Origin of the sequence: Alkalinema pantanalense CENA528, assembly GCF_050753345.1 — a bacterium.
In the GTDB taxonomy this organism is placed as follows: domain Bacteria; phylum Cyanobacteriota; class Cyanobacteriia; order Leptolyngbyales; family Leptolyngbyaceae; genus Alkalinema; species Alkalinema pantanalense.
In genome coordinates this window covers 1-21234 of sequence record NZ_JBLZFX010000024.1, presented here as the reverse complement: position 1 = coordinate 21234, position 21234 = coordinate 1, and the positions used below count along the sequence as shown (strand labels likewise).

General features: G+C 50.7%; 26 protein-coding genes. 14 read left to right on the top strand and 12 right to left on the bottom strand.

Features of this window, described 5'->3' with window-relative positions; all coding sequences use genetic code 11:
• Nucleotides 1-98: 98 nt before the first annotated feature.
• Together glmS and ACN4EG_RS10090 are read right to left on the bottom strand one after the other, a co-directional pair.
• On the bottom strand, nucleotides 99-1991 hold the full coding sequence (glmS, locus tag ACN4EG_RS10095) for a glutamine--fructose-6-phosphate transaminase (isomerizing) (protein WP_431629242.1): 1893 nt from the start codon (nucleotides 1989-1991) through the stop codon (nucleotides 99-101).
• A 393-nt stretch (nucleotides 1992-2384) separates the two neighbouring features.
• On the bottom strand, nucleotides 2385-3182 hold the full coding sequence (locus ACN4EG_RS10090) for an MBL fold metallo-hydrolase (protein ID WP_431629241.1): 798 nt from the start codon (nucleotides 3180-3182) through the stop codon (nucleotides 2385-2387).
• A gap of 170 nt (nucleotides 3183-3352) precedes the next feature.
• Here ACN4EG_RS10090 and ACN4EG_RS10085 point away from each other — a divergent pair, with 170 nt between their 5' ends.
• Nucleotides 3353-4837, top strand: coding sequence for a site-2 protease family protein (locus tag ACN4EG_RS10085; protein WP_431629240.1), 1485 nt, complete (start codon nucleotides 3353-3355; stop codon nucleotides 4835-4837).
• 160 nt (nucleotides 4838-4997) lie between these two features.
• Nucleotides 4998-6314 (top strand): ATP-binding protein, encoded by a 1317-nt coding sequence (locus tag ACN4EG_RS10080; RefSeq protein ID WP_431629239.1) that lies wholly within the window; start codon nucleotides 4998-5000, stop codon nucleotides 6312-6314.
• A 34-nt stretch (nucleotides 6315-6348) separates the two neighbouring features.
• Here ACN4EG_RS10080 and ACN4EG_RS10075 read toward each other — a convergent pair whose 3' ends face one another.
• The 5 genes from ACN4EG_RS10075 to ACN4EG_RS10055 all read right to left on the bottom strand — a co-directional run bounded on the left by ACN4EG_RS10075 (nucleotide 6349) and on the right by ACN4EG_RS10055 (nucleotide 9900).
• Entirely contained in the window at nucleotides 6349-6999 is a 651-nt protein-coding gene (locus ACN4EG_RS10075) for a response regulator transcription factor (protein WP_431629238.1), read from the bottom strand.
• A 481-nt stretch (nucleotides 7000-7480) separates the two neighbouring features.
• Nucleotides 7481-7954: a (2Fe-2S) ferredoxin domain-containing protein gene (locus tag ACN4EG_RS10070; RefSeq protein WP_431629237.1), complete on the bottom strand. Its 474-nt coding sequence runs from the start codon at nucleotides 7952-7954 to the stop codon at nucleotides 7481-7483.
• 89 nt (nucleotides 7955-8043) lie between these two features.
• Nucleotides 8044-8451, bottom strand: coding sequence for a response regulator transcription factor (locus tag ACN4EG_RS10065; protein ID WP_431629236.1), 408 nt, complete (start codon nucleotides 8449-8451; stop codon nucleotides 8044-8046).
• A gap of 238 nt (nucleotides 8452-8689) precedes the next feature.
• Nucleotides 8690-9091 (bottom strand): sensor histidine kinase, encoded by a 402-nt coding sequence (locus tag ACN4EG_RS10060; RefSeq protein ID WP_431629234.1) that lies wholly within the window; start codon nucleotides 9089-9091, stop codon nucleotides 8690-8692.
• 104 nt (nucleotides 9092-9195) lie between these two features.
• Complete coding sequence (locus tag ACN4EG_RS10055) at nucleotides 9196-9900, bottom strand: helix-turn-helix domain-containing protein (protein WP_431629233.1); 705 nt, start codon at nucleotides 9898-9900, stop codon at nucleotides 9196-9198.
• 82 nt (nucleotides 9901-9982) lie between these two features.
• Between ACN4EG_RS10055 and ACN4EG_RS10050 the strand changes: the two genes are divergently transcribed.
• Nucleotides 9983-10327, top strand: coding sequence for a DMT family protein (locus ACN4EG_RS10050; RefSeq protein ID WP_431629231.1), 345 nt, complete (start codon nucleotides 9983-9985; stop codon nucleotides 10325-10327).
• A 371-nt stretch (nucleotides 10328-10698) separates the two neighbouring features.
• On the opposite strand, the gene ACN4EG_RS10045 is transcribed toward ACN4EG_RS10050, so the two are convergent.
• Nucleotides 10699-11298: a hypothetical protein gene (locus tag ACN4EG_RS10045; protein WP_431629229.1), complete on the bottom strand. Its 600-nt coding sequence runs from the start codon at nucleotides 11296-11298 to the stop codon at nucleotides 10699-10701.
• 461 nt (nucleotides 11299-11759) lie between these two features.
• On the opposite strand from ACN4EG_RS10045, the gene ACN4EG_RS10040 reads away from it, so the two are divergent.
• A complete protein-coding gene (locus ACN4EG_RS10040; protein WP_431629228.1) occupies nucleotides 11760-11978 on the top strand; it encodes a hypothetical protein in 219 nt (72 codons plus the stop codon).
• Nucleotides 11979-12517: 539 nt separating this feature from the next.
• Nucleotides 12518-12931, top strand: coding sequence for a hypothetical protein (locus ACN4EG_RS10035; protein ID WP_431629227.1), 414 nt, complete (start codon nucleotides 12518-12520; stop codon nucleotides 12929-12931).
• Between the two features lie 30 nt (nucleotides 12932-12961).
• Here ACN4EG_RS10035 and ACN4EG_RS10030 read toward each other — a convergent pair whose 3' ends face one another.
• The gene (locus ACN4EG_RS10030) at nucleotides 12962-13249 is read right to left on the bottom strand and encodes a DUF433 domain-containing protein (RefSeq protein ID WP_431629225.1); all 288 of its coding nucleotides are present in this window, start codon (nucleotides 13247-13249) and stop codon (nucleotides 12962-12964) included.
• 2 nt (nucleotides 13250-13251) lie between these two features.
• On the opposite strand from ACN4EG_RS10030, the gene ACN4EG_RS10025 reads away from it, so the two are divergent.
• The 7 genes from ACN4EG_RS10025 (at nucleotide 13252) to ACN4EG_RS09995 (ending at nucleotide 17985) form a co-directional block, all read left to right on the top strand.
• Nucleotides 13252-15975 carry a tetratricopeptide repeat protein gene (locus tag ACN4EG_RS10025; RefSeq protein WP_431629224.1) on the top strand — a complete coding sequence of 908 codons (2724 nt, stop codon included), beginning with the start codon at nucleotides 13252-13254 and terminating at the stop codon, nucleotides 15973-15975.
• 112 nt (nucleotides 15976-16087) lie between these two features.
• Nucleotides 16088-16276, top strand: a complete 189-nt coding sequence (locus ACN4EG_RS10020) for an RNA-binding protein (protein WP_431629223.1) — start codon at nucleotides 16088-16090, stop codon at nucleotides 16274-16276.
• A 54-nt stretch (nucleotides 16277-16330) separates the two neighbouring features.
• A complete protein-coding gene (locus ACN4EG_RS10015; RefSeq protein ID WP_431629221.1) occupies nucleotides 16331-16552 on the top strand; it encodes a hypothetical protein in 222 nt (73 codons plus the stop codon).
• On the top strand, nucleotides 16531-16947 hold the full coding sequence (locus ACN4EG_RS10010) for a type II toxin-antitoxin system VapC family toxin (RefSeq protein WP_431629220.1): 417 nt from the start codon (nucleotides 16531-16533) through the stop codon (nucleotides 16945-16947). The genes ACN4EG_RS10015 and ACN4EG_RS10010 overlap by 22 nt, the downstream gene beginning before the upstream one ends.
• 70 nt (nucleotides 16948-17017) lie before the next feature.
• On the top strand, nucleotides 17018-17311 hold the full coding sequence (locus ACN4EG_RS10005) for a helix-turn-helix domain-containing protein (protein WP_431629218.1): 294 nt from the start codon (nucleotides 17018-17020) through the stop codon (nucleotides 17309-17311).
• Nucleotides 17312-17363: 52 nt separating this feature from the next.
• Entirely contained in the window at nucleotides 17364-17660 is a 297-nt protein-coding gene (locus ACN4EG_RS10000; RefSeq protein ID WP_431629217.1) for a helix-turn-helix domain-containing protein, read from the top strand.
• 37 nt (nucleotides 17661-17697) lie between these two features.
• Complete coding sequence (locus ACN4EG_RS09995; protein WP_431629216.1) at nucleotides 17698-17985, top strand: helix-turn-helix domain-containing transcriptional regulator; 288 nt, start codon at nucleotides 17698-17700, stop codon at nucleotides 17983-17985.
• An 81-nt stretch (nucleotides 17986-18066) separates the two neighbouring features.
• Here the strand turns inward: ACN4EG_RS09995 and nadC are convergent, their stop codons facing one another.
• Both nadC and ACN4EG_RS09985 read right to left on the bottom strand, forming a co-directional pair.
• Nucleotides 18067-18951 (bottom strand): carboxylating nicotinate-nucleotide diphosphorylase, encoded by an 885-nt coding sequence (gene nadC / locus ACN4EG_RS09990; protein WP_431629214.1) that lies wholly within the window; start codon nucleotides 18949-18951, stop codon nucleotides 18067-18069.
• Nucleotides 18952-18969: 18 nt separating this feature from the next.
• Nucleotides 18970-19563, bottom strand: coding sequence for a TIGR04376 family protein (locus tag ACN4EG_RS09985; RefSeq protein ID WP_431629212.1), 594 nt, complete (start codon nucleotides 19561-19563; stop codon nucleotides 18970-18972).
• Nucleotides 19564-19777: 214 nt separating this feature from the next.
• On the opposite strand from ACN4EG_RS09985, the gene ACN4EG_RS09980 reads away from it, so the two are divergent.
• Both ACN4EG_RS09980 and ACN4EG_RS09975 read left to right on the top strand, forming a co-directional pair.
• The gene (locus ACN4EG_RS09980; protein WP_431629211.1) at nucleotides 19778-20017 is read left to right on the top strand and encodes a DUF2887 domain-containing protein; all 240 of its coding nucleotides are present in this window, start codon (nucleotides 19778-19780) and stop codon (nucleotides 20015-20017) included.
• Between the two features lie 94 nt (nucleotides 20018-20111).
• Nucleotides 20112-20906 carry an Rpn family recombination-promoting nuclease/putative transposase gene (locus ACN4EG_RS09975; protein WP_431629209.1) on the top strand — a complete coding sequence of 265 codons (795 nt, stop codon included), beginning with the start codon at nucleotides 20112-20114 and terminating at the stop codon, nucleotides 20904-20906.
• A 27-nt stretch (nucleotides 20907-20933) separates the two neighbouring features.
• Here ACN4EG_RS09975 and ACN4EG_RS09970 read toward each other — a convergent pair whose 3' ends face one another.
• On the bottom strand, nucleotides 20934-21065 hold the full coding sequence (locus ACN4EG_RS09970; RefSeq protein ID WP_431629208.1) for a hypothetical protein: 132 nt from the start codon (nucleotides 21063-21065) through the stop codon (nucleotides 20934-20936).
• Nucleotides 21066-21234: the final 169 nt, after the last annotated feature.

Below are 21234 nucleotides of genomic sequence, written 5' to 3'. Positions count from 1 at the left end.
ACAGCGGAATGAGAGCAATGAAATGATTTTAAAGAGTTCGATTCTCCTTGTGCGACATCATGCTGTCTGGGTATGGGTCGGAATCGGCATTTCCCCCATTACTCAACCGTCACCGACTTTGCTAAGTTACGCGGTTGATCCACATCCAAGCCGCGCCGTGCTGCGATGTGGTAGGACAGTAACTGCAAGGGAATCACTGCCACGATCGGCGACAGAATTTCCTCCACATGGGGCACCGGAATCAGCGTATCAAAGGTTTCTGCGGCCTCCATTTCATCCATCGGCGTCACGCCAATCAATCGAGCATCCCGTGCCCGCGCTTCCTGGGCATTGGATAGCACTTTTTCAAACACCGTTCCCGGCATCGCGATCGTCACCACCGGAACCTTGGCATCCAACAGCGCGATCGGGCCATGCTTCATTTCCCCAGCGGGATAGCCTTCCGCGTGAATGTAGCTGATTTCTTTCAACTTCAGCGCCCCTTCCAAGGCGATCGGGAAATTAATCCCGCGACCCAGGAAGATAAAGTCTTGGGTTTCGGCGAAGTCGTGGGCCAGTTCCTCGATGTACCGTTCCTGACTTTCCAGCACACTTTCAATTTGAGCCGGGAGCTGACGCAATCCTTCAATGATTTTCTCAATCTGGTCGATCGCGATCGTTTGGCGCTGATAGGCCAGTTCTAATGCTAGGAAATAGAACGCCATCAACTGCGCCACAAAGGTTTTCGTTGCTGCAACGCCAATTTCAATCCCAGCTTGGGTGTCAATCACATGGTCTACCATCTGTCCCAGGGTGCTTTCTGGGCGGTTGGTGATGCCCAACGATCGCGATTGGAAAGCGGGTTCCAGCGCCGATCGACGGTTCCGTTCCATTTCTAGTGCTGCCAGCGTATCCGCCGTTTCCCCGGATTGGGTTACGCCAATAATTAGGGAGTGGGGCCGTAACGGGGGCGGGGAATAGCGAAACTCGGAGGCATACTGCACCGTGGTGGGAATGCCTGCCAACTGTTCCAGCAGGTACTTACCCACTAAACTAGCGTGCCAACTGGTACCACAGGCCACAATTTGGATTTGCTGCAAGTTCTCGGTTAAGGCTGCGGGTAAGTTGAGTTGAATGGGCGAGCTCTGAGAGGACTGGATCCAATCTGGCACTAAGTAGGCTTCCAAGCAAGACCGCACCACCCCCGGTTGCTCGTAAATTTCCTTGAGCATGAAGTGGCGGAACCCTTGTTTTTCCACCATGACCGGGTTCCAGTTGAGGGTGCGGGGGGCTTTGCGTAGACGGTGGCCATCGAAGTTGTAGACCTCTACGCCCATGGGTGTCATACGAGCAATCTCGCCATTTTCCAAGGGCAGCACCGCACGGGTGTAGGGCACGAGGGCGGGGGTATCGGAGGCACAGTAAAATTCGCCCTGACCAAAGCCAATGACCAGCGGGGCTTGCTGGCGAGCTACGATTAATTCATCGGGAAAATCCACAGAAATAACAGCGATCGCAAAGGCTCCCTGGAGTTCGTTTACCGCAAGGCGTACCGCTTCCATCAGGCGAGAAACCCCTGCAAAGTCTTCGGGAATCTGTTTCAAATATTCTGCGATTAAGTGGGGAATGGTTTCAGTATCGGTTTCCGATCGAAACACACAGCCCTTTGCCTTGAGGGATTCCCGCAGTTCTACATAATTTTCGATAATGCCATTTTGTACCACTGCCAGCCGGCCCTCTGTGTCGCGGTGGGGATGGGCGTTGTGTTCCTCCGGTTTGCCATGGGTGGCCCAGCGGGTATGGCCAATGCCAATACGCGAAGGATTGTCCTCGCTTTCTAGCTTTTCCTGAAGATTATTCAGCTTGCCCTTCGCACGCACGCAATGCAGATCGCCTTCCAAAATCGTGGCGATCCCCGCCGAGTCGTAGCCGCGATATTCCAGTTTCCTCAACCCCTCCAACAGAATACTGCTCGCAGCCTGCGTCCCGATGTAACCAACAATTCCGCACATTAGGTAACTCCTATCTTGAGAGATTTCCTCACGCTGAGGGACTTCTTTACTGTCCTGAGCAATTCCGAAATTGATTCGGAGAAGGGTTTAGGGGGAATCTCCCTCATCTAAAGTCCTCAGCGATGGGTGAGAGATGGTTTGAGAGATTGTTCCAGAAATTGCCTGAAATCGTCTACGGAAAATTCCAGGTTTTAGATTCCAAGTACTGCACCTGTGCTATCAACACTATGCCATCAACCCTTTGATGTTCTTGGTTATTATGAGCAGCCACCGTGCTCCCGTTGTGATCCTGTTTAGAAAAACGTGGGGATCAAGTGCCAAGATTTTAGCGCTTCAATTCGTCTTTGGCAGTAAACCTCGCATCACCTCGATCGTTGGGTTCCCTACAAAGCCCTAGAGCCCCGGCGGCATTTGTTGTAGCGTGGAAAAATCCAAAGCCGTCAGGGCAGAGTAAGCTTGGCCGATCGCGGTTGCACCCCGCAGATATCCCGTACTGGCACCGGGACAGATCCAAGCAAGGGTTTCCGGCGAGAATTTTTTGATTAAAGTTTGGATGTTGCGCAGTTGCCGAGGCCAATGAAAGGTTTTAGAAGTGCGAAGGGGTGCGGGTTTCTGGTGACGATCGGGCAATAAATGCCGCCCAGAAAAAAGAATGCCGCCGCCGGCGGGGTGATACAGACAAGCGGAACCGGGGGAATGACCGGATGTCCAGATGGCCCGATCGCCCGTGGGAAATTCAAAGGTTTGCTGAAAGGGGGTGACTTTTACCTTGGGGAGCAGATAGGCTTCCTGCTCTTGGACAATCACATCACAATGGAGGGCTTCCTGGATTTCTCGTACCTTGCCCATGGCTCCCCGATGGGTCAAAAAGAGCCAGCGCACGCCTCCCTGAGACTGGAGAAAGCTTTGCGTCACCTCATCCCAAGCGGGACTATCAATTAACAAATTTCCCGCTGGATGAACGATTAGATAGGCTGTGCCCCCCAAGGTATCCCGGTTGGGTGTAAAGGCATAGATGGGATGGGGGAGCGCTTGTTCCGGGAGGACGGGCCGGGGAGCCTTGCTGAGGGGGGTAGCGTTAGTCAGAGCTGGGGCTGAGGGCTGAGGGGCAGACAGGGGTTCCGAAATCACGATCGCATCCGGGGTTAAGTTCCTTGCTGATTGTGACAGATCTAGCGTGCAGTTAGTCAAGAACACCCGATCTCCTCTGGCTCAATGCGAACTGGCTCAACGCGAATCCGAGCGCTTCTCCCAGAATTGGGCAAAGATAGGTTGGAATCAAGTTCTATAATTTGCTATGACCTATCTCCCGGTATCTTAATGAATCCCTCCATGGGACAGGTGCCCGCTGAACGAATTACATGATTTGGTTTTTTCTACTCTTAGGATTTCTGGGGCTAGTTTCCTACGCCTTCATCGTGAAGCGAGTTACTAGCGTCACTCGGACACCTGCTTGGTTGCTGTGGCTGGTGGTTATGACGCCTGCCCTGAGTTTGATGGTATGGACGTTCCTGTTTGGCAGAACTCCGATGCCGATCGGCTTAGCAATTTTGCTGTTTCTAGGTTGTTTTTTACTCTATCTCTACCTAATTCAGCGAGGTCGGATCGTCCCTGATCCCCGCAGTGCTCCCCAGGAAGTGGAGCCAGTCCAGTCATCGGAGCCCCCGATCGAGCTGCCTGCTGAGCCTGTGATGACCCGCCCGATTAACAAAGAGGAGGAAGATCACCTCAAGTCTTGTTTCCCGTGGTCGGTCTATTACTTGCAACATTTGGAATATCGTCCTCAAGCGGTCATTTGTCGTGGCCAGTTGCGCTCTAAGCCGGAGGTGGCCTATCAGACGATTCGGGAGAATATTGAAGCCCATTTTGGTAAGCGATTTTATGTCGTGTTCCAGGAAGGGGGCGATCGTAAGCCGTTTTTTGTGCTGGTGCCCAATCCCTTTGCCCAGTTAGATTTTTCGCCCCGCGCCCTGCGACGGCCAAAAGTTGCTGTGATTTTAGCGATCGTGACTGCCTTTACGACCACTTGGGCGGGTCAGCAGCTTTTGCAGCAGGTGGGAATGCGAGGCAACCCGAGTTTTTGGGAAGGGGTGCCCTATGCGATCGCCTTGATGGGCTTTTTTGCGATTCGGGAAGGGGGCCATTACTGGACAACCCTGCGCTACGGGATTCCGGCGACATTGCCCTATTTCATCCCTGTCTTGCCCTTGCCGCAACTGCCGATCGGCACGGTAGGGGCGTTTTTGCAAATTCGATCGCCCATTCCTAACCGCAAGGCATTGTTTGATGTTGGGATGTTTGGGGCAATGGTGGGGCTGGCCGTGGCAGTGATTTTGTTGGTCGTTGGGCTAACGCAATCGCAAATTGTCAATGCCACTGAGCATCCTAGCGTGTTCAAGTTTGAGGCATTGTTGCCACAGTATTCGCTGTTGTTAACACTGGCCTGTAAAACGGTGTTTGGCAATGCGCTGACGGCCAAAAGTGCGATCGCGCTGCATCCGATCGCGGTGGCGGGCTGGCTAGGCATTTTGTTCACAGCATTTAATTTAATGCCTGTGGGACAGCTTGATGGGGGTCGGATGGTTCATGCAGTGTACGGCCAGCGGGCGGGGGCCATGATTGGTCAAATGGCGCGGTTGTTGCTACTGGTATTGGCGTTAATGCAACCCCATTTGCTGTTGTGGGCGGTGTTATTGTTCCTGTTACCCACGATCGATGAACCGGCCTTAAATGATGTAACGGAGTTGGATAATACTCGAGATATGATTGGCCTAGTCGCGCTGTTCTTACTGATTGTGATTATCCTACCGACTCCCGGCGTTTTGCTCAATGCATTAGGAATGTAGTTTTAATCCTTTGAAAGCTACATATCGCTGGATTTCCATCGCTTGCATTTCTAGCTTTTAAACGTGTACTTGTACGCAAGCAAAGTACACAGAGCGCAATCAGCATTGAAGGTTTACTTTAGATTGAATTGCAATCCTCAAAGAAGTTAGGAGTCATCATATGGTGAAGGTCACGCAATTGCATCGGGACTTGATGTCGTTGACGCTGTATCGATCGACGTTGGAAGATCCGATTGCAGCAGCATTTGTCCATTTATTGCGATCGATTCGCCAAGCTGCACCCCAACCGTCTTGGGATGGGGAAGTCCTGGTTTTAGAAGCCTACAGTCTATGGTTTCAGGCAATCGCCCCTCTATCCCTTAGTTGGGACAGCTATGTTCGATCGCTCGTCCTGAAGGCAGATAATCCATTGACTCGAATGTTACAAAAATGTTCGATCGATGCCATTAATCCTGCTGTGATTGCAGCAGCCCAGCGAGATTTATCCATTTTGCAGGGATTGGCAGATTTAACCGGTGAAACGATCGGGGCAATGGTCAATAGTGTCGTGGCCAATGTGGAACTGCCTGTTTGGATCAGTGCAGAAAGCGTGGGGATTCCTGCCAATCAATCCCAAACGGATTCAGATCTCTTATCTAAAGGATCGGATTGGTCAACACAATTGCAAGCATTAGGGGGATATTATCGACAACACGGCACAGGACTGTTTGCAACGTTTAAAGCCTTTACCTGGCAGCAGGGAGAACTCGTTGGAATTCCCAATCCCGATCCGATTCAAACGCTAGATTTAATTGGTTACGAATGGCAGCGAGATGCACTGTTACAAAACACCGAGGCACTCCTAGCAGGGTATCCTGCGCTCCATGTTTTGCTCTACGGCAGTCGCGGATCAGGGAAGTCGTCGTTAATTAAAAGCTTGCTGCAAACCTATGGAGGTCGGGGACTGCGGTTAGTGGAAGTGACCAAAGCAGAACTCCTGTCCCTGCCGCAAATTGTGGAACAGCTACGGGATGTGCCCCAGAAATTTATTATTTTCGTCGATGATTTGTCCTTTGAAGAGGACGATGATGCCTACAAAGCTCTGAAGGTCGTCTTGGAAGGGAATGTGACGGCCCGATCGTTGAATACAGTGGTGTATGCCACATCCAATCGACGGCACTTAATTCGCGAATTTTACGGCGATCGGCCCAGACCCAAGGATGCCGATGAAATTCACCAATGGGATACATTACAGGAAAAGCTTTCCTTCAGCGATCGCTTTGGTCTAACCCTCACCTTTGAACCTGCCGATCAGACCACTTATTTAGCGATGGTACAGCACTTGGCTCAACGGGCAGAAATCAAACTCCCACAGTCAGAAGTGGAGTTTCGAGCCTTGCAGTGGGCCACCCGACACAATGGGCGATCGGGGCGATCGGCAAGGCAATTTATTGACTTTCTGACTGCCGATTTAGCGAGATCGCCGGATTCGCTATAGATTCGATCGTGTAATAGCGCGTCTTTTTCGTTAATTAAGCCATATTGTTTTCTAGAGCCCAGCGTGCTAGTTCCGTGCGATTGTGCAGACCCGTTTTGCCCAGCATGTTGCTGACATGGCTTTCGATCGTCCGTTGACTGACGTTCATTTCTTCAGCAATTTCGCGATTGGCTCGCCCTCGTGCCACAAACTGAACTACCCGCAGTTCGGTGGGCGTCAGTTCCACATCAAAGGGCACTTGAATCTTCGGCGAACCATCTCCGCCCTTAGAGTCCTTATGTTGGATCAGTCGGGAAGCTTGCTTAAGAGAAGATTCCACTTGGGCAACTAATTCTTCTGGCTCAAAGGGCTTAACCATGTAGACATCGGCCCCAATATTTAACCCCTTGACGCGGTCTTGGCTTTGGCCCTTTGCGGAGAGAAAGAGAACAGGAATCCAATTGGTTTTAGGATCGTTACGAATGGCACTGACGAGCGAATATCCGTCCATCTCGGGCATCATGACATCGCAGATAATCATGTCAGGGGTGTGCCCTTCGAGAACTTCCAGTGCCTCCCGACCATTTTCGGCGGTAATCACCTCATAGCCACGAAACTCCAGGTAATCCTTGACCAACAAGATGAGGTTGGGGTCATCGTCAATGAGGAGTAACTTTTTTGGGATGATGTTAGTAGCTTCCTTCATATTGACTCGTATTGCCTGGATATCGATAGGGTGAACTCGTTGGTCGGTTGCGGGATGGAACCTGAGGAACCAGCCCATTGTTAAGAAACTTGCCGTAGGAGATTACGGATGCAAGATTCGTCAATTTCTGCCATGCTGGGTAGATACAGTGAATATTCCCAAACAGACTGCAAAACTATCGGTACGAAGGCAAGAACCTTCAAAGATTTTGCACTTGATTCCCGATCGGTTCACTGAGTGCCATTTTACTTAGTGCTATTGTATACGACACCCCAAAAAAGTTACCTTGGAAAGTTTTAAGATTGTGCGTTGAGATCGGTCAGCTAAGGCAAGCTGAAGACAAGAAATTAAGTAGAGCACTGGGGAGTACTCGGAGCAGCACAAGAGCAGAGCACCAAAGCCCAGTACTAAAGCCACAGCGCTAAAGCTACAGCACTAAAGCTACAGCGCTAAATCACTTAGTAGCACCAAGAACGAGGGCTTAGGGCAGGCCCCCCTCGGGAATTTCTAGGGAGTCGGTAAGCTGGGGATTCTCCTTCTGGTTGCTTAGGGTTTGATCGCTTAGGTGCTGTCTGAGGTTTAAGGGATGCTCTAAAAAAGCATACTCTTGAACAATTTGCCCTCTGATTAAATGCTGCTGAATAATTTGTTCAATAACCTCGGGCGTTGCACATCGGTACCACACTCCTTCAGGATACACTACCAGGATAGGCCCTTGTTGACACACTCTTAAGCAATTAGCTTTGGTGCGAAAGATAGAGGTAGGCCGATCGGGTTGGGGTTGATCCAGCTTGAGTTCACTCAGGCGTCGCTTCAAGTAGTTCCAAGCAGCTAAGCCTGCTTCATGGCTACAGCAGAGGGGCTTGGTTTGATCGGCACAAATCAAAAGATGACGATCGATCGTGCGTAAACCAAGGGTATTGATACAAGCGTCTAAGGAAGGCTCTGAAATCATTTGGGTGGATCAATACATTTAGGAGTGAACCTTGTTGGCTCCTAGCTTATCAGGATAGCGTTTGGGGGATTAACTGATTACCAGGTGGATTACTGCGTTCTGAAGAGAGACTGAGCCAGGAGCGCTGCTTGAGTACGATCGCGTAATCGCAATTGACTCAAAATGTTGGTGACGTAATTCTTGACGGTGTTTTCTGACAAAAAGAGCGCTTCAGCAATTTCGCGATTATTGGAACCGGAGGCGAGGAGATACAGGACTTCCAATTCCCGGCTGGTCAGGTGGGCCAATTCTGGCGGCGGGGCAGTGGAGAGGGTTGGTTCAGGCGGGGGGCAGGACTTTTTCAAAGAGACCGGGGCCCAGTTGGGTATGGCCCTTGTGTACTGCACGGATGGCAAGGGTGAGCTCTTCCGGTTCGGTGTCCTTGAGTAAATAGCCTTAGCTCCTAGGCGCATGGCTTGGGAGACGTATTCGTCATCGTCAAAGGGGGGGCGAATCATGGTTAGGAAGGAGATAGGGGAAGGGGAACCAAAATGGAACAGCCTTGATAGGGATGGCTCTGGATGGTCAGGGTTCCCCCGAGGGCCGCAGCGCGTTCTCGTATTCCTTGTAGGCCAAAGCCTGTGGTATTTTGGGTCGGGTTGAAGCCCTTGCCATTGTCTACGATCGATCAATAAATGCAGCCACTGGGTGTTACGTGTCCCAGGGGGGACTATTCCGGTTGAAATAGTTTGCAATTCAATAGTTGCGGTGGTTGCAGCGGCATGTTTCGCAATATTCGTCAGAGGTTCTTGAAGGATAGGAAAGAGGGCCATATTCATTTCTGCGGGTAAGGCAGGGTGTTCGCAGCATGGAAACAGATTTTCGCACCTCTAGTAGCGCTGCGGCTCCTAACTGTTTGGCTTCTTTTAGAAAGATGAGGGCTTGCGGGGGATCGGACTGCCAGAAGAGAATCGCATGGTTGATCTGAATAGTTTGGGCAGCGAGGGTGTGGCCAAGGCCGTCGTGGATTTCGCGGGCGATGCGATTGCGTTCCTGGAGGGTGGCTTGGTCTTCGATGCGAGGGCGTATTGTGCGCTTTCGATTGATGATGACGACTATCTCAACTGACCTTTCATCGCCTTTTTGGGTGGTTCTCACGGGGCTAGTGTCGGATCTTGCGGCGGGTTTAATATTGGGCTGACTAATATTGGACTGACTAATATTGGGCTAACTAATATTGGGCTAACTAATATTGGGCTGACCTAGACTGGGCTGACTTTTGCACGATAGAGCAGCTTTTCTCCCTGATGGTAGCCGCAATAACGGATTCTTACCCGATCGCCTGGATTGGTGCTGCCCTCCATGGGTTGATGTAGGTGGGGATCGAAAAGGACTTCCTCGCCTACAATGCCGATCGGGATGAGTCCCCATTGTTGCATTAGCGTTTCCACAGGTCGCACTAGGGGAATGAGATTAACGGCGGGTAATTGGGGATTTTTCTGGGCGGCGTGGGTAGCGGCAGACCATTGAACTAACCACGGTTCTAACGTTTGCAAGCTGGTTTGCTGAAATTCCTGCCAGAGTTGTTCCCGCTGTTGCTGTAACTGTTGTATGAGGCGATCGTACTCCCCTTGTAAATCTGCTTGTAGATCTCCTTGTAGATGATGGGATGGCGTTGGAAGAGTGCCTTGGGAAAATTGCTGGAATAAGTCTTCGATCGAGATTTCCAGAACAGCCGCTAATCGTGTCAGCGTCCGAATTTTCATCAGCGGAAGATGGCCCCGCCGTAGCCTGGTAATGGCCTTTTCTGAAATGCCCGCCCGTTGGCTCAGGTTACGAAAGCTGGGAATGCCTTGGGCCTGCATCAGAGCTTGCAACCGCTCAGTGTATTCCTGCTGGGATGCCTGGGATGGACTGGCGTTAGATGGCTGGTTAGATGGCTGGTTTAAAGATGGGCTGAATGACATGGCTTACCTTACACACGATCCCAATTTTAAATATCCCATACTGATGCTAGGGAATGACGTAAACGATTATTGAGGACACAAGGTGCTACAGCCGATCGTATTGTTGATGATTTCCAATGTGTTTATGACCTTTGCCTGGTACGGGCATTTGAAGGATCTGAAAACCGCGCCGTTGTGGGTGGCGATCGTGGTGAGTTGGGCGATCGCGTTTTTTGAGTATTGTTTTCAAGTGCCTGCGAATCGGCTTGGCAACCATTATTTCAGCCTACCGCAGCTCAAAGTGCTCCAGGAAATTATTACGATGGTGATCTTTGCGGGGTTTAGTGTGGCTTACATGAAAGTTCCCTTTACCCGCAATTATGTTTTTGCTGGGATGCTGTTGGCGGGAGCGGCCTACCTGATTTTTAGTGAGCATCAAGCAAAATGAGGAAAATACGGACTCCATCTAGAGCATTAAACCCATTCGTGAAGAAGTCGGGGACGAGGTATCGCTTACGGAAGATTTGTGGCTAATTTTGATTTTTTTGTTGGTTTTTTCCTGATGGAATTCGATCACTGAAGTATAGAGGAATGGTAGATGCACCCTGACAAATTTGACCTCCCAAGCTCCCGGCCTGGGAGGTTTTTTATAATCTTTTTTTCTGTTTTTTCCTGATGGAATTCGATCACTGAAGTATAGGGGAATGGTAGATGCACCCTGACAAATTTAACCTCCCAAGCTTCCAGCCTGGGAGGTTTTTTATGCACGATCGAAGGGTCTACTGCTTGGGCGATCGTCCATGGCCGATCGGGGTGGGTTTAACGCATGGCTGCGACGGTATTACGCCATGCCAAATCCTTCGAGAGCACAATTAAGGCGCGTTCTTCGGGGCCGGTGAACATTTTGGCGTCAATCAATTCAGTCAGCACTTGGTAGGTGAGTTGCTTGGCGAAGCTGCCGCCTGCTTGCAACAGGTGGCTGTAGTAGGTGAATTGCGATCGGCCTTGGGGGTCAAGGTGAAATTGATGAATTTCGTCGCGGGTCATTTTGACCACGGGGGTATCTACGGGGACGACGACGCGGGGAATGCCTTGAATCCCGTAGGTGGGGGTGGGATTTAAGTTGCCAATCAAGACTGTCCAGAGGAGCGTGCGGGTTTCGGTGATCAGGTCGGGGGCAAAGACGGGGTCGGGTTCGCTGGTGAGGCGGGGGCCGAGGTTATTGAAATTGGGGTTGAGGAGTTGGGAGTTGTAGACTAAACCGACTGCCCAGTGGCGACCGTGGTTTTCCTCAAGTTTGACAAAGGTGCCAAATCCATAGTCGTCGGCTTTGGGGGCATCGAGAAATTCTGTTTCGTCGTCAACTTGGACGATGTAATCGCAGTGGGAGTTGGATTTGACGACTTTGCCTAAACGCATGTTTAGTGCCTGCTTGAATGCTAGTAGTTCTTCTGTTCCAAATGGAATTATTGTAATACCATTTGCAAGAAACGGAACGCTTGGCACAATGTGGAATGGTTGCTGGGGGAATTGGGGGGGAGGTCGGAGTGCACGATCGACTCCATGGAGCGTGCTAATCCGCATTGTTGCGAAGTGTCTCGTGGGGTTGACAGACCCCCTTGTTTTCCGTAGGCTTGTCTCTCATAGCTGAGTACAACCGTGTTAAACTTCCCGATTGATCAGCTTAGCTCCCGAAAATTAAGGCGCTACCCAGCGTTGCTGCAAACAACAAAGGGTAGCTAAACCCCCAAGCTGGTCTAGACAGCTAGGCGGTCTGACACGGATTGTAACATTCGATCGGGCCACCCTACTTGTCCTGCGCAAAAGGGTGGTCTTAGTTTTTGGGGTTTCTTCCCGTCACCCCATTCAGGAGAAATCCCATGTTTATTGGTTTTGATAGTTCCGATCGTGTAACTGATTCGCAGCGTAGACCGTTGCAGTTTTATTTATTTGGCACTCGTGAAGATGTGCAATCAGCGATTAACCAGTTGCATGTTGTGCATTTTAGCGATCGTATTCGCTGGAGTGTTCCGGTTCCGGTTCCCGGTTCGGATTGGCAATACGTGAGCATCATGCAGCGCGATCGGGCTGCGGAGTAAGTGCGATCGAGGTAAGTGCGATCGACTTTGTTTTCCCGGTGGTTGCAGATCCCCCCTAACCCCCCTTAATAAAGGGGGAACCGGAGTAAATAGGAGAAAAGTTGCTAAAATCTCTATTTTTTGCTCGATTGACTCAAAGTATCCCTTAATAAGGGGGATTTAGGGGGATCGAATACCCGCGATCGACGTTTTGCTGGATTGACTCAAAGTTCCCATCGGGCTGCGGAGTAAGTGCGATCGAGGTAAGTGCGATCGATTTAGTTTTCCCGGTGGTTGCAGATCCCCCCTACCCCCCCTTAATAAAGGGGGAACCGGAGTAAATAGGAGAAAAGTTGCTAAAATCTCTATTTTTTGCTCGATTGACTCAAAGTATCCCTTAATAAGGGGAATTTAGGGGGATCGAATACCCGCGATCGACCTACAAAATTTCACTTACAAGCGATCGAAGCTTCTGGGCTGGTTGGGTTTTCGGAATGGGTTGTTTTTTGGGTGAAGTTGCCATAATGGAGTTGGCAAAGTCTCTGGTAGGAGAAATCGCGATGACGGAACCCATTACGGCGGCGGTGATTTTGGGGTTGGCGGCGCAGAAGTTTGCAGAGGGTGCGGCGGGGAAGGCGGCGGAGAAGTTGATCGAACGATTGTGGGAGTCGATCGCGGCGCGGTTTGCGGGACGGAAGAAGACGGCGGAAAATTTGGCGACGATCGCGGCGGAAAAGGGTGAGGCTCCGGCGGCTCTGAAGCAGGTGGAGACGGTGTTAGAGGCGGAGTTTGTGGAGGATGAGGAGTTCCAGCAAGAGTTGCAAGGGCTGGCGCAGCAGATTATCCAAATTCAAAACCAGTCGCAAAACCAAAGCCGAAATCAAGTCAAGATTGAGTTTACGGCGCAGGACAATTCGCAAGTTCGTGTGGTGGGACAAGTGGAGGGGACGGCGAATCTGGGAGATTCAAAATAGCTGAAGTTTCGGTAGTTGATTAGTTATTGATCACTGCTGTAGATCCGATCCCCCTAGCCCCCTTAAAAAGGGGGGAATCGAGCCATAATCGTTAGAATTTATTTTATTTTCCTGATTTTCTCTTACGTTGGCGAGTTGGAGAACCGCGATCGCTTGTTCGGGTTGGACGCTGGGGAAGTGGTCGAGAAATTCGTTGAGGGGATCTCCGGCGGCGAGGTAGTCGAGTAAGGTTTTGACGGGGACGCGGGTGCCTATAAAGACGGGGGTGCCGCCGAGGATGTCGGGGTCGCTATGGACGACGGAGAGGAGGTTTGTCATGATTGGATGCAGGGTGGGTGGTTGCTGGGTCGATCGTAGCGTTTTTTGGGATGGGTTGGGGTTGTCCGATGAAGTTTGATGCGCGGGATCACTCTCAGGTGAGGGCGGTGGGGCAGGCTGAGAATGCCTATTTGGGGGATCAGCATTACCACTACGTGGCGCAGCCGATCGAGGTGTCGGGGGTGGGGGAGCGTCCACCTAGTTATGAGCGCTATTGGATTGATCGATCTACCTATCAAACGCAGTTGACGGATTGTTTGATGCGGGTTCCGGTGACGCAGATTGTGGCGCAGGGGGGCTTTGGGAAGTCTTCTTTGGCGGCGTGGGGCTACGATCGCGGGTATGCGCAGGCTGGATTTGATAAGCGGGTGTGGGTAAGTTTTCGACGATCGCTGCTGTTCGATCGGTTTGCGCGGTTTGTATTGTCTGAGTTGGGGCGTCCGGTGCGGGATCCGCAGGCGAATGAGGAGTCGTTGCTGCGGGATTTGCTGTGGCTGCTGGATGATCCGGATAGGGCGCGGATGTTGATTGTGATCGATCAGGTGGAGTCCGGGTTGGCGCAGTCGGATTGGGGTTGGTATGAACAGTTTTTGCAGGGATGGGCGGCGCAGGGGCGGCGGAGTGCGGTGCTGCTGACGAGCCGATCGCGGGTGTTGGATCTGGAGACGATCGAGTTAGGGGGGATGACGGAGGCGGAGGGGCTGGCGTTTTTCGATCGGGAGGGGGTGACGGGGGAGGCGCGATCGCGGTTGGTGGCGTTGGCGGCGGGGCATCCGTTGTTGTTGAAGTTGGCGGCGGCTTGGACGACGGAAACCTATGGGGCGCGGGTGGATGAACGGGCGATCGATTTCTTTGGGAAGTTGTTTGCCAATTATCAAGGTGATCCGGAGGCGAGTGTTTCGGCAATCTTTGATGTGATTTTTGAGGCGTTGCCGATCGAGTTGCAGGAATTGTTGTTGCAGGTGTCGGTGTATCGGTTGCCGATCGACTTGGAAATGGCGCAGGCAATGCGATCGGAGGCGACGGCGGCAGAGTTGGAAGTGTTGGAGTCGCAGGGGTTGCTGTTGCGGCAGGATGGGCGGTTTGTTTTGCATCCGTTGGTGGAGCAGTTTGTCCGATCGCGGTTGACGGAGGAGATCACAGCAGCAGCCCACGAAGCAGCGATCGCTTACTATTCAGCGCATTATCAGGAATGGGATGGGTCGATCGAAAGTTGTCGATCGGAGTTGGAGAATTTTTACCATGCCTGTGAGTTGGGGCAGTATGGAAGGGCTTATGCAATACTTGATCGGTGCGTTGGGTTTCTAGATCTAGCGGGGCAATGGCAATTGTTGCTGCCGCTGTATGAACGACTGACCACCGAATGGGTTGCCACAGAGGACACTGAAGCTATCAACCTAGGCTGGGCTTGGACAAGGCTGGGTAACTTGCATTATCGTTTAGGACGCTATCGAGAAGCGATTTCCTCCTACGAAAAAGCCCAAGCCCTGTTTACCTCCCTCCATTTTCGTAACGGCGAAGCATATTCCTTAATCGGTCTAGGGGCTGCGTACTCCTCCCTGGGGCAATACCAACGGGCGATCGAATTCCATCAACAATCTCTGGAAATCACGCGCGATATCTGCGATCGGTGGGGTGAAGCAGCGTCCTTAGATAGGCTGGGGGTTACGTACTCCTCCCTGGGGCAATACCAACAGGCGATCGAATTCCGACAACAATCTCTGGAAATTAAGCGCGATATCGGCGATCGTGACGGCGAAGCAGCGTCCTTAATCGGTCTGGGGAATGCGTACTCCTCCCTGGGGCAATACCAACGGGCGATCGAATTCTACCAACAATCCCTGGAAATCAAGCGCGATATCGGCGATCGTGACGGCGAAGCAGCGTCCTTAATCGGTCTGGGGAATGCGTACTCCTCCCTGGGGCAATACCAACGGGCGATCGAATTCTACCAACAATCCCTGGAAATCAAGCGCGATATCGGCGATCGTAACGGCGAAGCAGCGTCCTTAGGCAATCTGGGGAATGCGTACGACTCCCTGGGGCAATACCAACGGGCGATCGAATTCTACCAACAATCCCTGGAAATCAAGCGCGATATCGGCGATCGTCGCGGCGAAGCAAGCTCCTTGGGCGGTCTGGGCAATATCTATAGGCTACTCAGTCATCCGAAACAATCTCTTGAGTTCCACCAAGCAAGTCTTGAAATTGCCCGTGCAGTAGGTGCGAAAGATATAGAAGGCGGTAGGCTGTGTGACATGGGACATGTATACATAGCCTTAGGAAAATACAAACAAGCTTTAGAAGCTTATGAGTCAGCTCTTAAAATTTTGACTGAAATCAACCGTAAGCAATTTATCGCTAATACCCTAGGTGGAATAGCTAGTGTTTACGCTCTCACAGGCCAACCCAAGCAAGCAATGTACTATCGCCACCAAATGTATAAACTTTGGCATGAGATGGAGTTGCCACCTCAGGCTACGTCACTGCCTCCATGGGTTACGAGTAACTTAGACTCTTCAGATCCAAATTGGGCAGAAGATTTGATTGAGAGTGAAAATTCCATAGTATGGTTCAACTTCAGTATCATTTATATTTTATTTATAATTCGTACTGCCACCTTTCCACTCATTACTCTTCAGAAAAAGCTCAAAATTAAACCAATATGGTTTTGGGTAACTGTTGTAATCATGATCGTTTTTTTGATTGCTTGGTTAAAACGATGAACCTATGAACAATAGACAATGTAATTGGTTAGATAATCAACACACGAAACCCTTGACAGTTGACACTTTCAAAGATGCGATAGACTGGAAGAACTCCCCACCCCAAATCACCATGAACACCCAAAACGTCAAAACGATCGCCCGTCAACTCATCGACCAACTCCCCGAAAACTGTAGCTGGGAAGACCTCATCGAGCAGATTTACGTCTGCCAAGCGATCGAAGCCGGACTCGCCGATAAAGAAGCTGGACGAACCAAATCCGTCGAAGACGTTCGTAAAATGTTCGGACTCAACCTATGAACGTCTACTGGACAGAAACCGTAATTCAACAACTCTCCCAAAACCTTCATACCCATGCAAACCACCACCATTCAGCTACCTGATCCCCTGCTCCAATCCCTTCAAAACCTCGCCCAAAAAACAGGAACCCCCTTCGACCAGCTCATCCAAACCGCGATCGAAACCTACCTGCAACAACATACGCCCCTCCCACCCTCGATCGGTAGCGGCAACAGCGGCCTCACCACCCTCTCCGAACAAACTCATGATCGGCTATGGCAAGACCTCTCGCACTAGCTGATACCAGTGGCATCATTGCTCTACTCGATCGCAGCGATCGACATCATCAAGCAGCCATTCGAATCTTTCAGCAATATCAGCTAATGGTTCCAGCAACCACACTACCCGAAATTGATTACCTAGCCAGCAAATATTTAGGTGAACCTTCCGCTAGAGCCTTTTTTCAAGATCTAACTGATTGCTATTACACCTATCAAACGGTTGACTTACAAGATATCCAAAACGCCTTGAAAATCATGGCACAGTATCAAGGAGTCCCCCTAGGCATTGTAGATTCTACAATCATTGCACTAGCTGAACGTTATCAAATCCCTCAAATCCTCACGCTCGATCGACGTCACTTTAGTTTGATTCAGCCCAAACAACTTCCGTATTTAGAATTACTTCCATAAAGACCGATCGTGCAGTTTATTCATCATTTCCCGATCGCTTCCTGCAACATCGATAAAATTAGAGACGAGCATGAACCGTGAAATTCAAGATGGCGCACAAAACGTATTTTTAGACCTTGGTTTTTCAGTTGAAGAAGCTGAAAATCTGAGAATTCGATCGGAATTGATGGATCAAATTACAACGCTGATTGAAACGCAAAACTGGTCTTCCGAACAGGCCGCGATCCAGCTTGGAACTTCCAACGCAAACCTAGACGCTCTCCACCAAGGCAAAATCAATCAGTTTTCGATCGAACAGTTAATCACCATGCTCACCCCTGCAGGTCTGAAAATTCGAGTCGAAGTTCTACCCGCAGTAGCCTAGAAATGACCTTTCATGGGTCAACTGCGATCGTACAGTCAGGAGAACCCGTCCCATGACTAAATCCCTACTCACCCCAGAAGCCACCAATATCTTTGAAGATCTAGGTTTTCCGCCCCAACAAGCTGAACACTTAATCATTCGTGCCGATCTCGTTCTCCAAATCCGTCGTTACATCGAAACCCAGCAATGGACAATCGAGCAAGCCGCAACTCACTGTCAAACTTCAGTCGATCGAATTGAAGCCTTATTACAAGGAAACATTGGAGAATTCACAATTGAACAATTAATTACCTTCCTGAGCTGCGTTGGAATGAAGGTTCGTGTAGAAGGAACACCCGAAGCCGCTTAGGGGAAACCTCACACTACGAAATATAGGAATCGGAATAATGCCTAAAAGTAAACCTTACGAACAAGAATTACTTCAATATTTGCAAGACTCTGAACCGGCGATCGAATATCTCAACGCAGCCTTAGAAGAAGGAGATCTCGATCTCTTTCAGAATGCCTTACAAAATGTTGCAAAGGCAAAAGGCAAAAGTGACAGGTGGGTTGAACAATTCTCGATCTCCACGCCAGCGATCGAGAATCGTGGACAGCAGTTATTTTTCCTCTTAAAAGAACTCGGATTAGGCTTGAAATCCATAGAAGTTAATCCAGTAGAGCTAGCACATTAGATACAAACTATAACGTCGAAGTCTTCTTCGCAGTAGCATGGCAAAGTTTGAATCATTTGGTCTTGTAGTCGCAACGCTGTTTCAAGCCGATCGAAATCGCATACTGATATCCAACCAAGGCGCACGGGTAATCGGCGCACTACTGGAAATAAAATCCACCCCCGTTTCCGCGATCGATCGAATCGTTTCCAAACTTACATTCCCCGACGCCTCAATCTTCACCCGTGGACTGTAGGCCCGAATCTTCTGCACCGCCTCCCGCATCCGTTCCAGCGGCATGTTGTCCAGCATAATGATATCCGCCCCGTGGGTCAGCGCCTCCGCCACCTGCTCCAACGTTTCCGTCTCCACCTCGATCGTCAATGGATAGGGCAACGTTTTCCGCACCTGCGCGATCGCGGGGCCAATCCCCCCTGCCGCCACAATGTGGTTATCCTTCAGCATCGCCGAATCATCCAACCCCATGCGATGGTTCACCGCCCCGCCCACCTGGGAGGCATATTTTTCTAAAATCCGCAGTCCCGGTGTTGTTTTGCGGGTATCTGCAAACTGCGTCGGCAGATCTTGAATCTTCTCAACGAACTGCCGCGTCGCTGTGGCAATGCCACTCAGCCGCATGACCAAATTCAACGCCACCCGTTCCCCCGACAGCAACGCATCAAAGGAACCCGTCATCTGGGCGATCGGGGTTCCCGCCCTGACAAATTCCCCCTCCGCCACCTGGGGAATAAATTCAACGGTTTGATCCAAGAGGTAAAACACCCGTCCCGCGATCGGTAATCCCGCAATGACCCCATCAGCCTTAGCAATCCACAACGCTTGGCTTAGCTGTTGCCCTGCTGCACCGTCGCCCAGACCCAACGCCTGCGTTGCCCGATCGCCCCGTCCGATATCCTCCCGTAACCATTCCTGCAAACTGCGATCGAGGACAATCCAGTTCGGCAGCGCGTAGTTTGAACCCTTCATACCCGTTAACCTTGCTAATTACTGACCCATCTTGCGTTTGAGTTGTTGTAACTCCTCCTCCGCTTCCCAATTTTGGAATTGTTTCTCCAACGGATCAGCCGGATTCACATTCATACGGGGAATTTGGTTCCAGGTTGCCTTCCAGGTTGCATTGGGAGCCGGGTTGGGCTGGGCCGCTTGCTGAGCCGCCTGCTGGGCCTGCACCTGCGCCAACTTTGCCTTGACCTCTTGCCGCTGCCCCTGAATTTTCTTTTGCAATTCTTCCGTTTGCTTGACCCGATCGCGCAGGAGTTCCATCTGGCCCCATAGTTGGTTGCCTGTGCGGATTAAGGAGGCTTCGTGGGCCTGGGCAGGTTCCGCCAAATCGCGCCGATTAGCCGTCTTGGCTTTTTCGATGCGCATATGCCAGCGCTGCACGTCCTGGGCCGTTTCCCGAATTTTTTGCTCGACTTGCTGAATGCGCGATCGCAGATCGGCCAGTAGGCGACCCGTTTCCTGCTCCTGTTGGTAGAGTTTTTCTTCTAGGGCTTGCAGTTCCAGATGGGGATTATTTTTGAGAAATTCGTCAATCCGATCCTCTAGAAATTGGCTGACATCATCGAATAGACCCATTGCACTGCTCCTTACAACAAGCTCGCCGCACAGTTTGCCTTGATTCAAGACTTCTCTATTCTAACCAATTCAAACGCTCTCCTCGCGTTGACTGTGGGGCAAGAAAACAGCAGGGTGGAGAATTTGATACATTCACTATTGCTCATTCTGCTATTGCAAACGGATATTTTACATTCGATCGTACGATTTTTTTTGAATTCTCCCATTGACATCGATGCATTCTTTGGATCTACTTCAGCCTGGATGCTGTTACATGATTGATTCGCAGGATTCAGGATATAGTACTATTGAATTAATTCAATTTCACAATGCTACTCAGCCCACCATGCGGCGAGATACTATCTTCTACAAACTCTTCCAAACCAACCCGACTCTCCTGTTTGACCTCCTGGGTACTGCTCCCACCCACGCGGCGCAATTGATTTATCAATGCTACAGATCCGATCCCCCCTAGCCCCCCTTCAAAAGGGGGGAATTTAGCCAAATTCTTCCAAAGTCCCCCTTTTGAAGGGGGATTTAGGGGGATCATCATGTGTTGCAATCACAGGTTGATTTGTTATCACGCGGCGCAATACCGCTTCTACTCCGTTGCGGTTAAGGAAGCCAAATTCGAGATCGATGGTGTCTTTCTTCCCCCCGAAGACCAACCGCCTGCGACTGTCTACTTCTGCGAAGTGCAATTCCAGCGCGATGAGCAACTTTACGAGCGGCTCTTTGGCGAATCCTTTCTCTACTTCTACCGCCAACGGCAGCGCTTTACTGATTGGCAAGCCGTCATTGTCTATCCCACCAGAACGATCGAACAATCTGCAATTTCCCCCTACGAAGATCTGCTCCACGGTTCCCGTGTTCACCGTGTTTATCTGGATGAATTAGGCGAGCTTGAGGATTTGCCCTTGGGCGTTGCCCTCATGGTGTTGACGATTCTGGATGACGCGACGATTCCCCAAGCTGCCCGCAATTTACTGACCCGATCGAGCCAAACGGAGCTGCCAGAACGCGATCGGCGTGGCATTATGGAAATAATCACCACAATATTGGCCTACAAGTTCACCCATCTAAGTCGTCGCGAGGTAGAAGCCATGCTCGGCATTACACTCCAAGAAACCCGCTTTTATCAAGAAGCGAAGGAAGAAGGCCGGGAAGAAGGTCAGCAGAAGGAATGCCGATCGCTGGTATTGCGGCTATTGACTCGACGCTTGGGGACTTTGCCGGAGGGGATTTCAGCGACCTTGGAAGCCCGATCGCTGTCTAACCTGGAAGCCCTTGCCGAAGCGCTGTTGGATTTCACAACGATCGCTGACCTGCAAACCTGGCTACAGGATCACCCTAGCGATCGCTAATTTTCCAAGCGTGTTGTGTGGGGTTTGTTATCGTTTGAGCCAGTAAATCAGTAGGGCGATCGCGAGTCCAGTGCCAAACAAAATCCAAAAGTTTGGGAAGTTGCTGGAGGATTTGGGGCGGGGGCGAGTGGTGGTTGAGGTTTTATTGACGTTTTCCATTCGATCGTATGATCGTTTTGGAATTTTCCCATTCCCATCAATGTGTTCTTTTGTAACTACTCAGGCTTAAAAAAATAAAGAGTTTTACCAAGAATCGTGAAAAAGCAGGTAATTTAGCATCATATTAGGGATTAGAGATTGAATCAGTGAGAGAACCAGGGCTTCAACC

What these genes read in the sequence shown, in the direction of transcription:
- ACN4EG_RS10000 (WP_431629217.1), top strand. Translation starts at nt 17,364, where the DNA reads ATGACTAAATCCCTACTCACCCCAGAAGCCACCAATATCTTTGAAGAT.
- ACN4EG_RS10040 (WP_431629228.1), top strand. Translation starts at nt 11,760, where the DNA reads ATGTTTATTGGTTTTGATAGTTCCGATCGTGTAACTGATTCGCAGCGT.
- ACN4EG_RS10080 (WP_431629239.1), top strand. Translation starts at nt 4,998, where the DNA reads ATGGTGAAGGTCACGCAATTGCATCGGGACTTGATGTCGTTGACGCTG.
- ACN4EG_RS10030 (WP_431629225.1), bottom strand. Translation starts at nt 13,249, where the DNA reads ATGACAAACCTCCTCTCCGTCGTCCATAGCGACCCCGACATCCTCGGC.
- ACN4EG_RS10045 (WP_431629229.1), bottom strand. Translation starts at nt 11,298, where the DNA reads ATGCGTTTAGGCAAAGTCGTCAAATCCAACTCCCACTGCGATTACATC.
- ACN4EG_RS10020 (WP_431629223.1), top strand. Translation starts at nt 16,088, where the DNA reads ATGAACACCCAAAACGTCAAAACGATCGCCCGTCAACTCATCGACCAA.
- ACN4EG_RS10035 (WP_431629227.1), top strand. Translation starts at nt 12,518, where the DNA reads ATGACGGAACCCATTACGGCGGCGGTGATTTTGGGGTTGGCGGCGCAG.
- ACN4EG_RS10015 (WP_431629221.1), top strand. Translation starts at nt 16,331, where the DNA reads ATGCAAACCACCACCATTCAGCTACCTGATCCCCTGCTCCAATCCCTT.
- ACN4EG_RS09995 (WP_431629216.1), top strand. Translation starts at nt 17,698, where the DNA reads ATGCCTAAAAGTAAACCTTACGAACAAGAATTACTTCAATATTTGCAA.
- glmS (WP_431629242.1), bottom strand. Translation starts at nt 1,991, where the DNA reads ATGTGCGGAATTGTTGGTTACATCGGGACGCAGGCTGCGAGCAGTATT.
- ACN4EG_RS10055 (WP_431629233.1), bottom strand. Translation starts at nt 9,900, where the DNA reads ATGTCATTCAGCCCATCTTTAAACCAGCCATCTAACCAGCCATCTAAC.
- ACN4EG_RS09980 (WP_431629211.1), top strand. Translation starts at nt 19,778, where the DNA reads ATGCATTCTTTGGATCTACTTCAGCCTGGATGCTGTTACATGATTGAT.
- ACN4EG_RS09970 (WP_431629208.1), bottom strand. Translation starts at nt 21,065, where the DNA reads ATGGAAAACGTCAATAAAACCTCAACCACCACTCGCCCCCGCCCCAAA.
- nadC (WP_431629214.1), bottom strand. Translation starts at nt 18,951, where the DNA reads ATGAAGGGTTCAAACTACGCGCTGCCGAACTGGATTGTCCTCGATCGC.
- ACN4EG_RS10070 (WP_431629237.1), bottom strand. Translation starts at nt 7,954, where the DNA reads ATGATTTCAGAGCCTTCCTTAGACGCTTGTATCAATACCCTTGGTTTA.
- ACN4EG_RS10065 (WP_431629236.1), bottom strand. Translation starts at nt 8,451, where the DNA reads ATGATTCGCCCCCCCTTTGACGATGACGAATACGTCTCCCAAGCCATG.
- ACN4EG_RS10005 (WP_431629218.1), top strand. Translation starts at nt 17,018, where the DNA reads ATGAACCGTGAAATTCAAGATGGCGCACAAAACGTATTTTTAGACCTT.
- ACN4EG_RS10010 (WP_431629220.1), top strand. Translation starts at nt 16,531, where the DNA reads ATGGCAAGACCTCTCGCACTAGCTGATACCAGTGGCATCATTGCTCTA.
- ACN4EG_RS10075 (WP_431629238.1), bottom strand. Translation starts at nt 6,999, where the DNA reads ATGAAGGAAGCTACTAACATCATCCCAAAAAAGTTACTCCTCATTGAC.
- ACN4EG_RS09985 (WP_431629212.1), bottom strand. Translation starts at nt 19,563, where the DNA reads ATGGGTCTATTCGATGATGTCAGCCAATTTCTAGAGGATCGGATTGAC.
- ACN4EG_RS10085 (WP_431629240.1), top strand. Translation starts at nt 3,353, where the DNA reads ATGATTTGGTTTTTTCTACTCTTAGGATTTCTGGGGCTAGTTTCCTAC.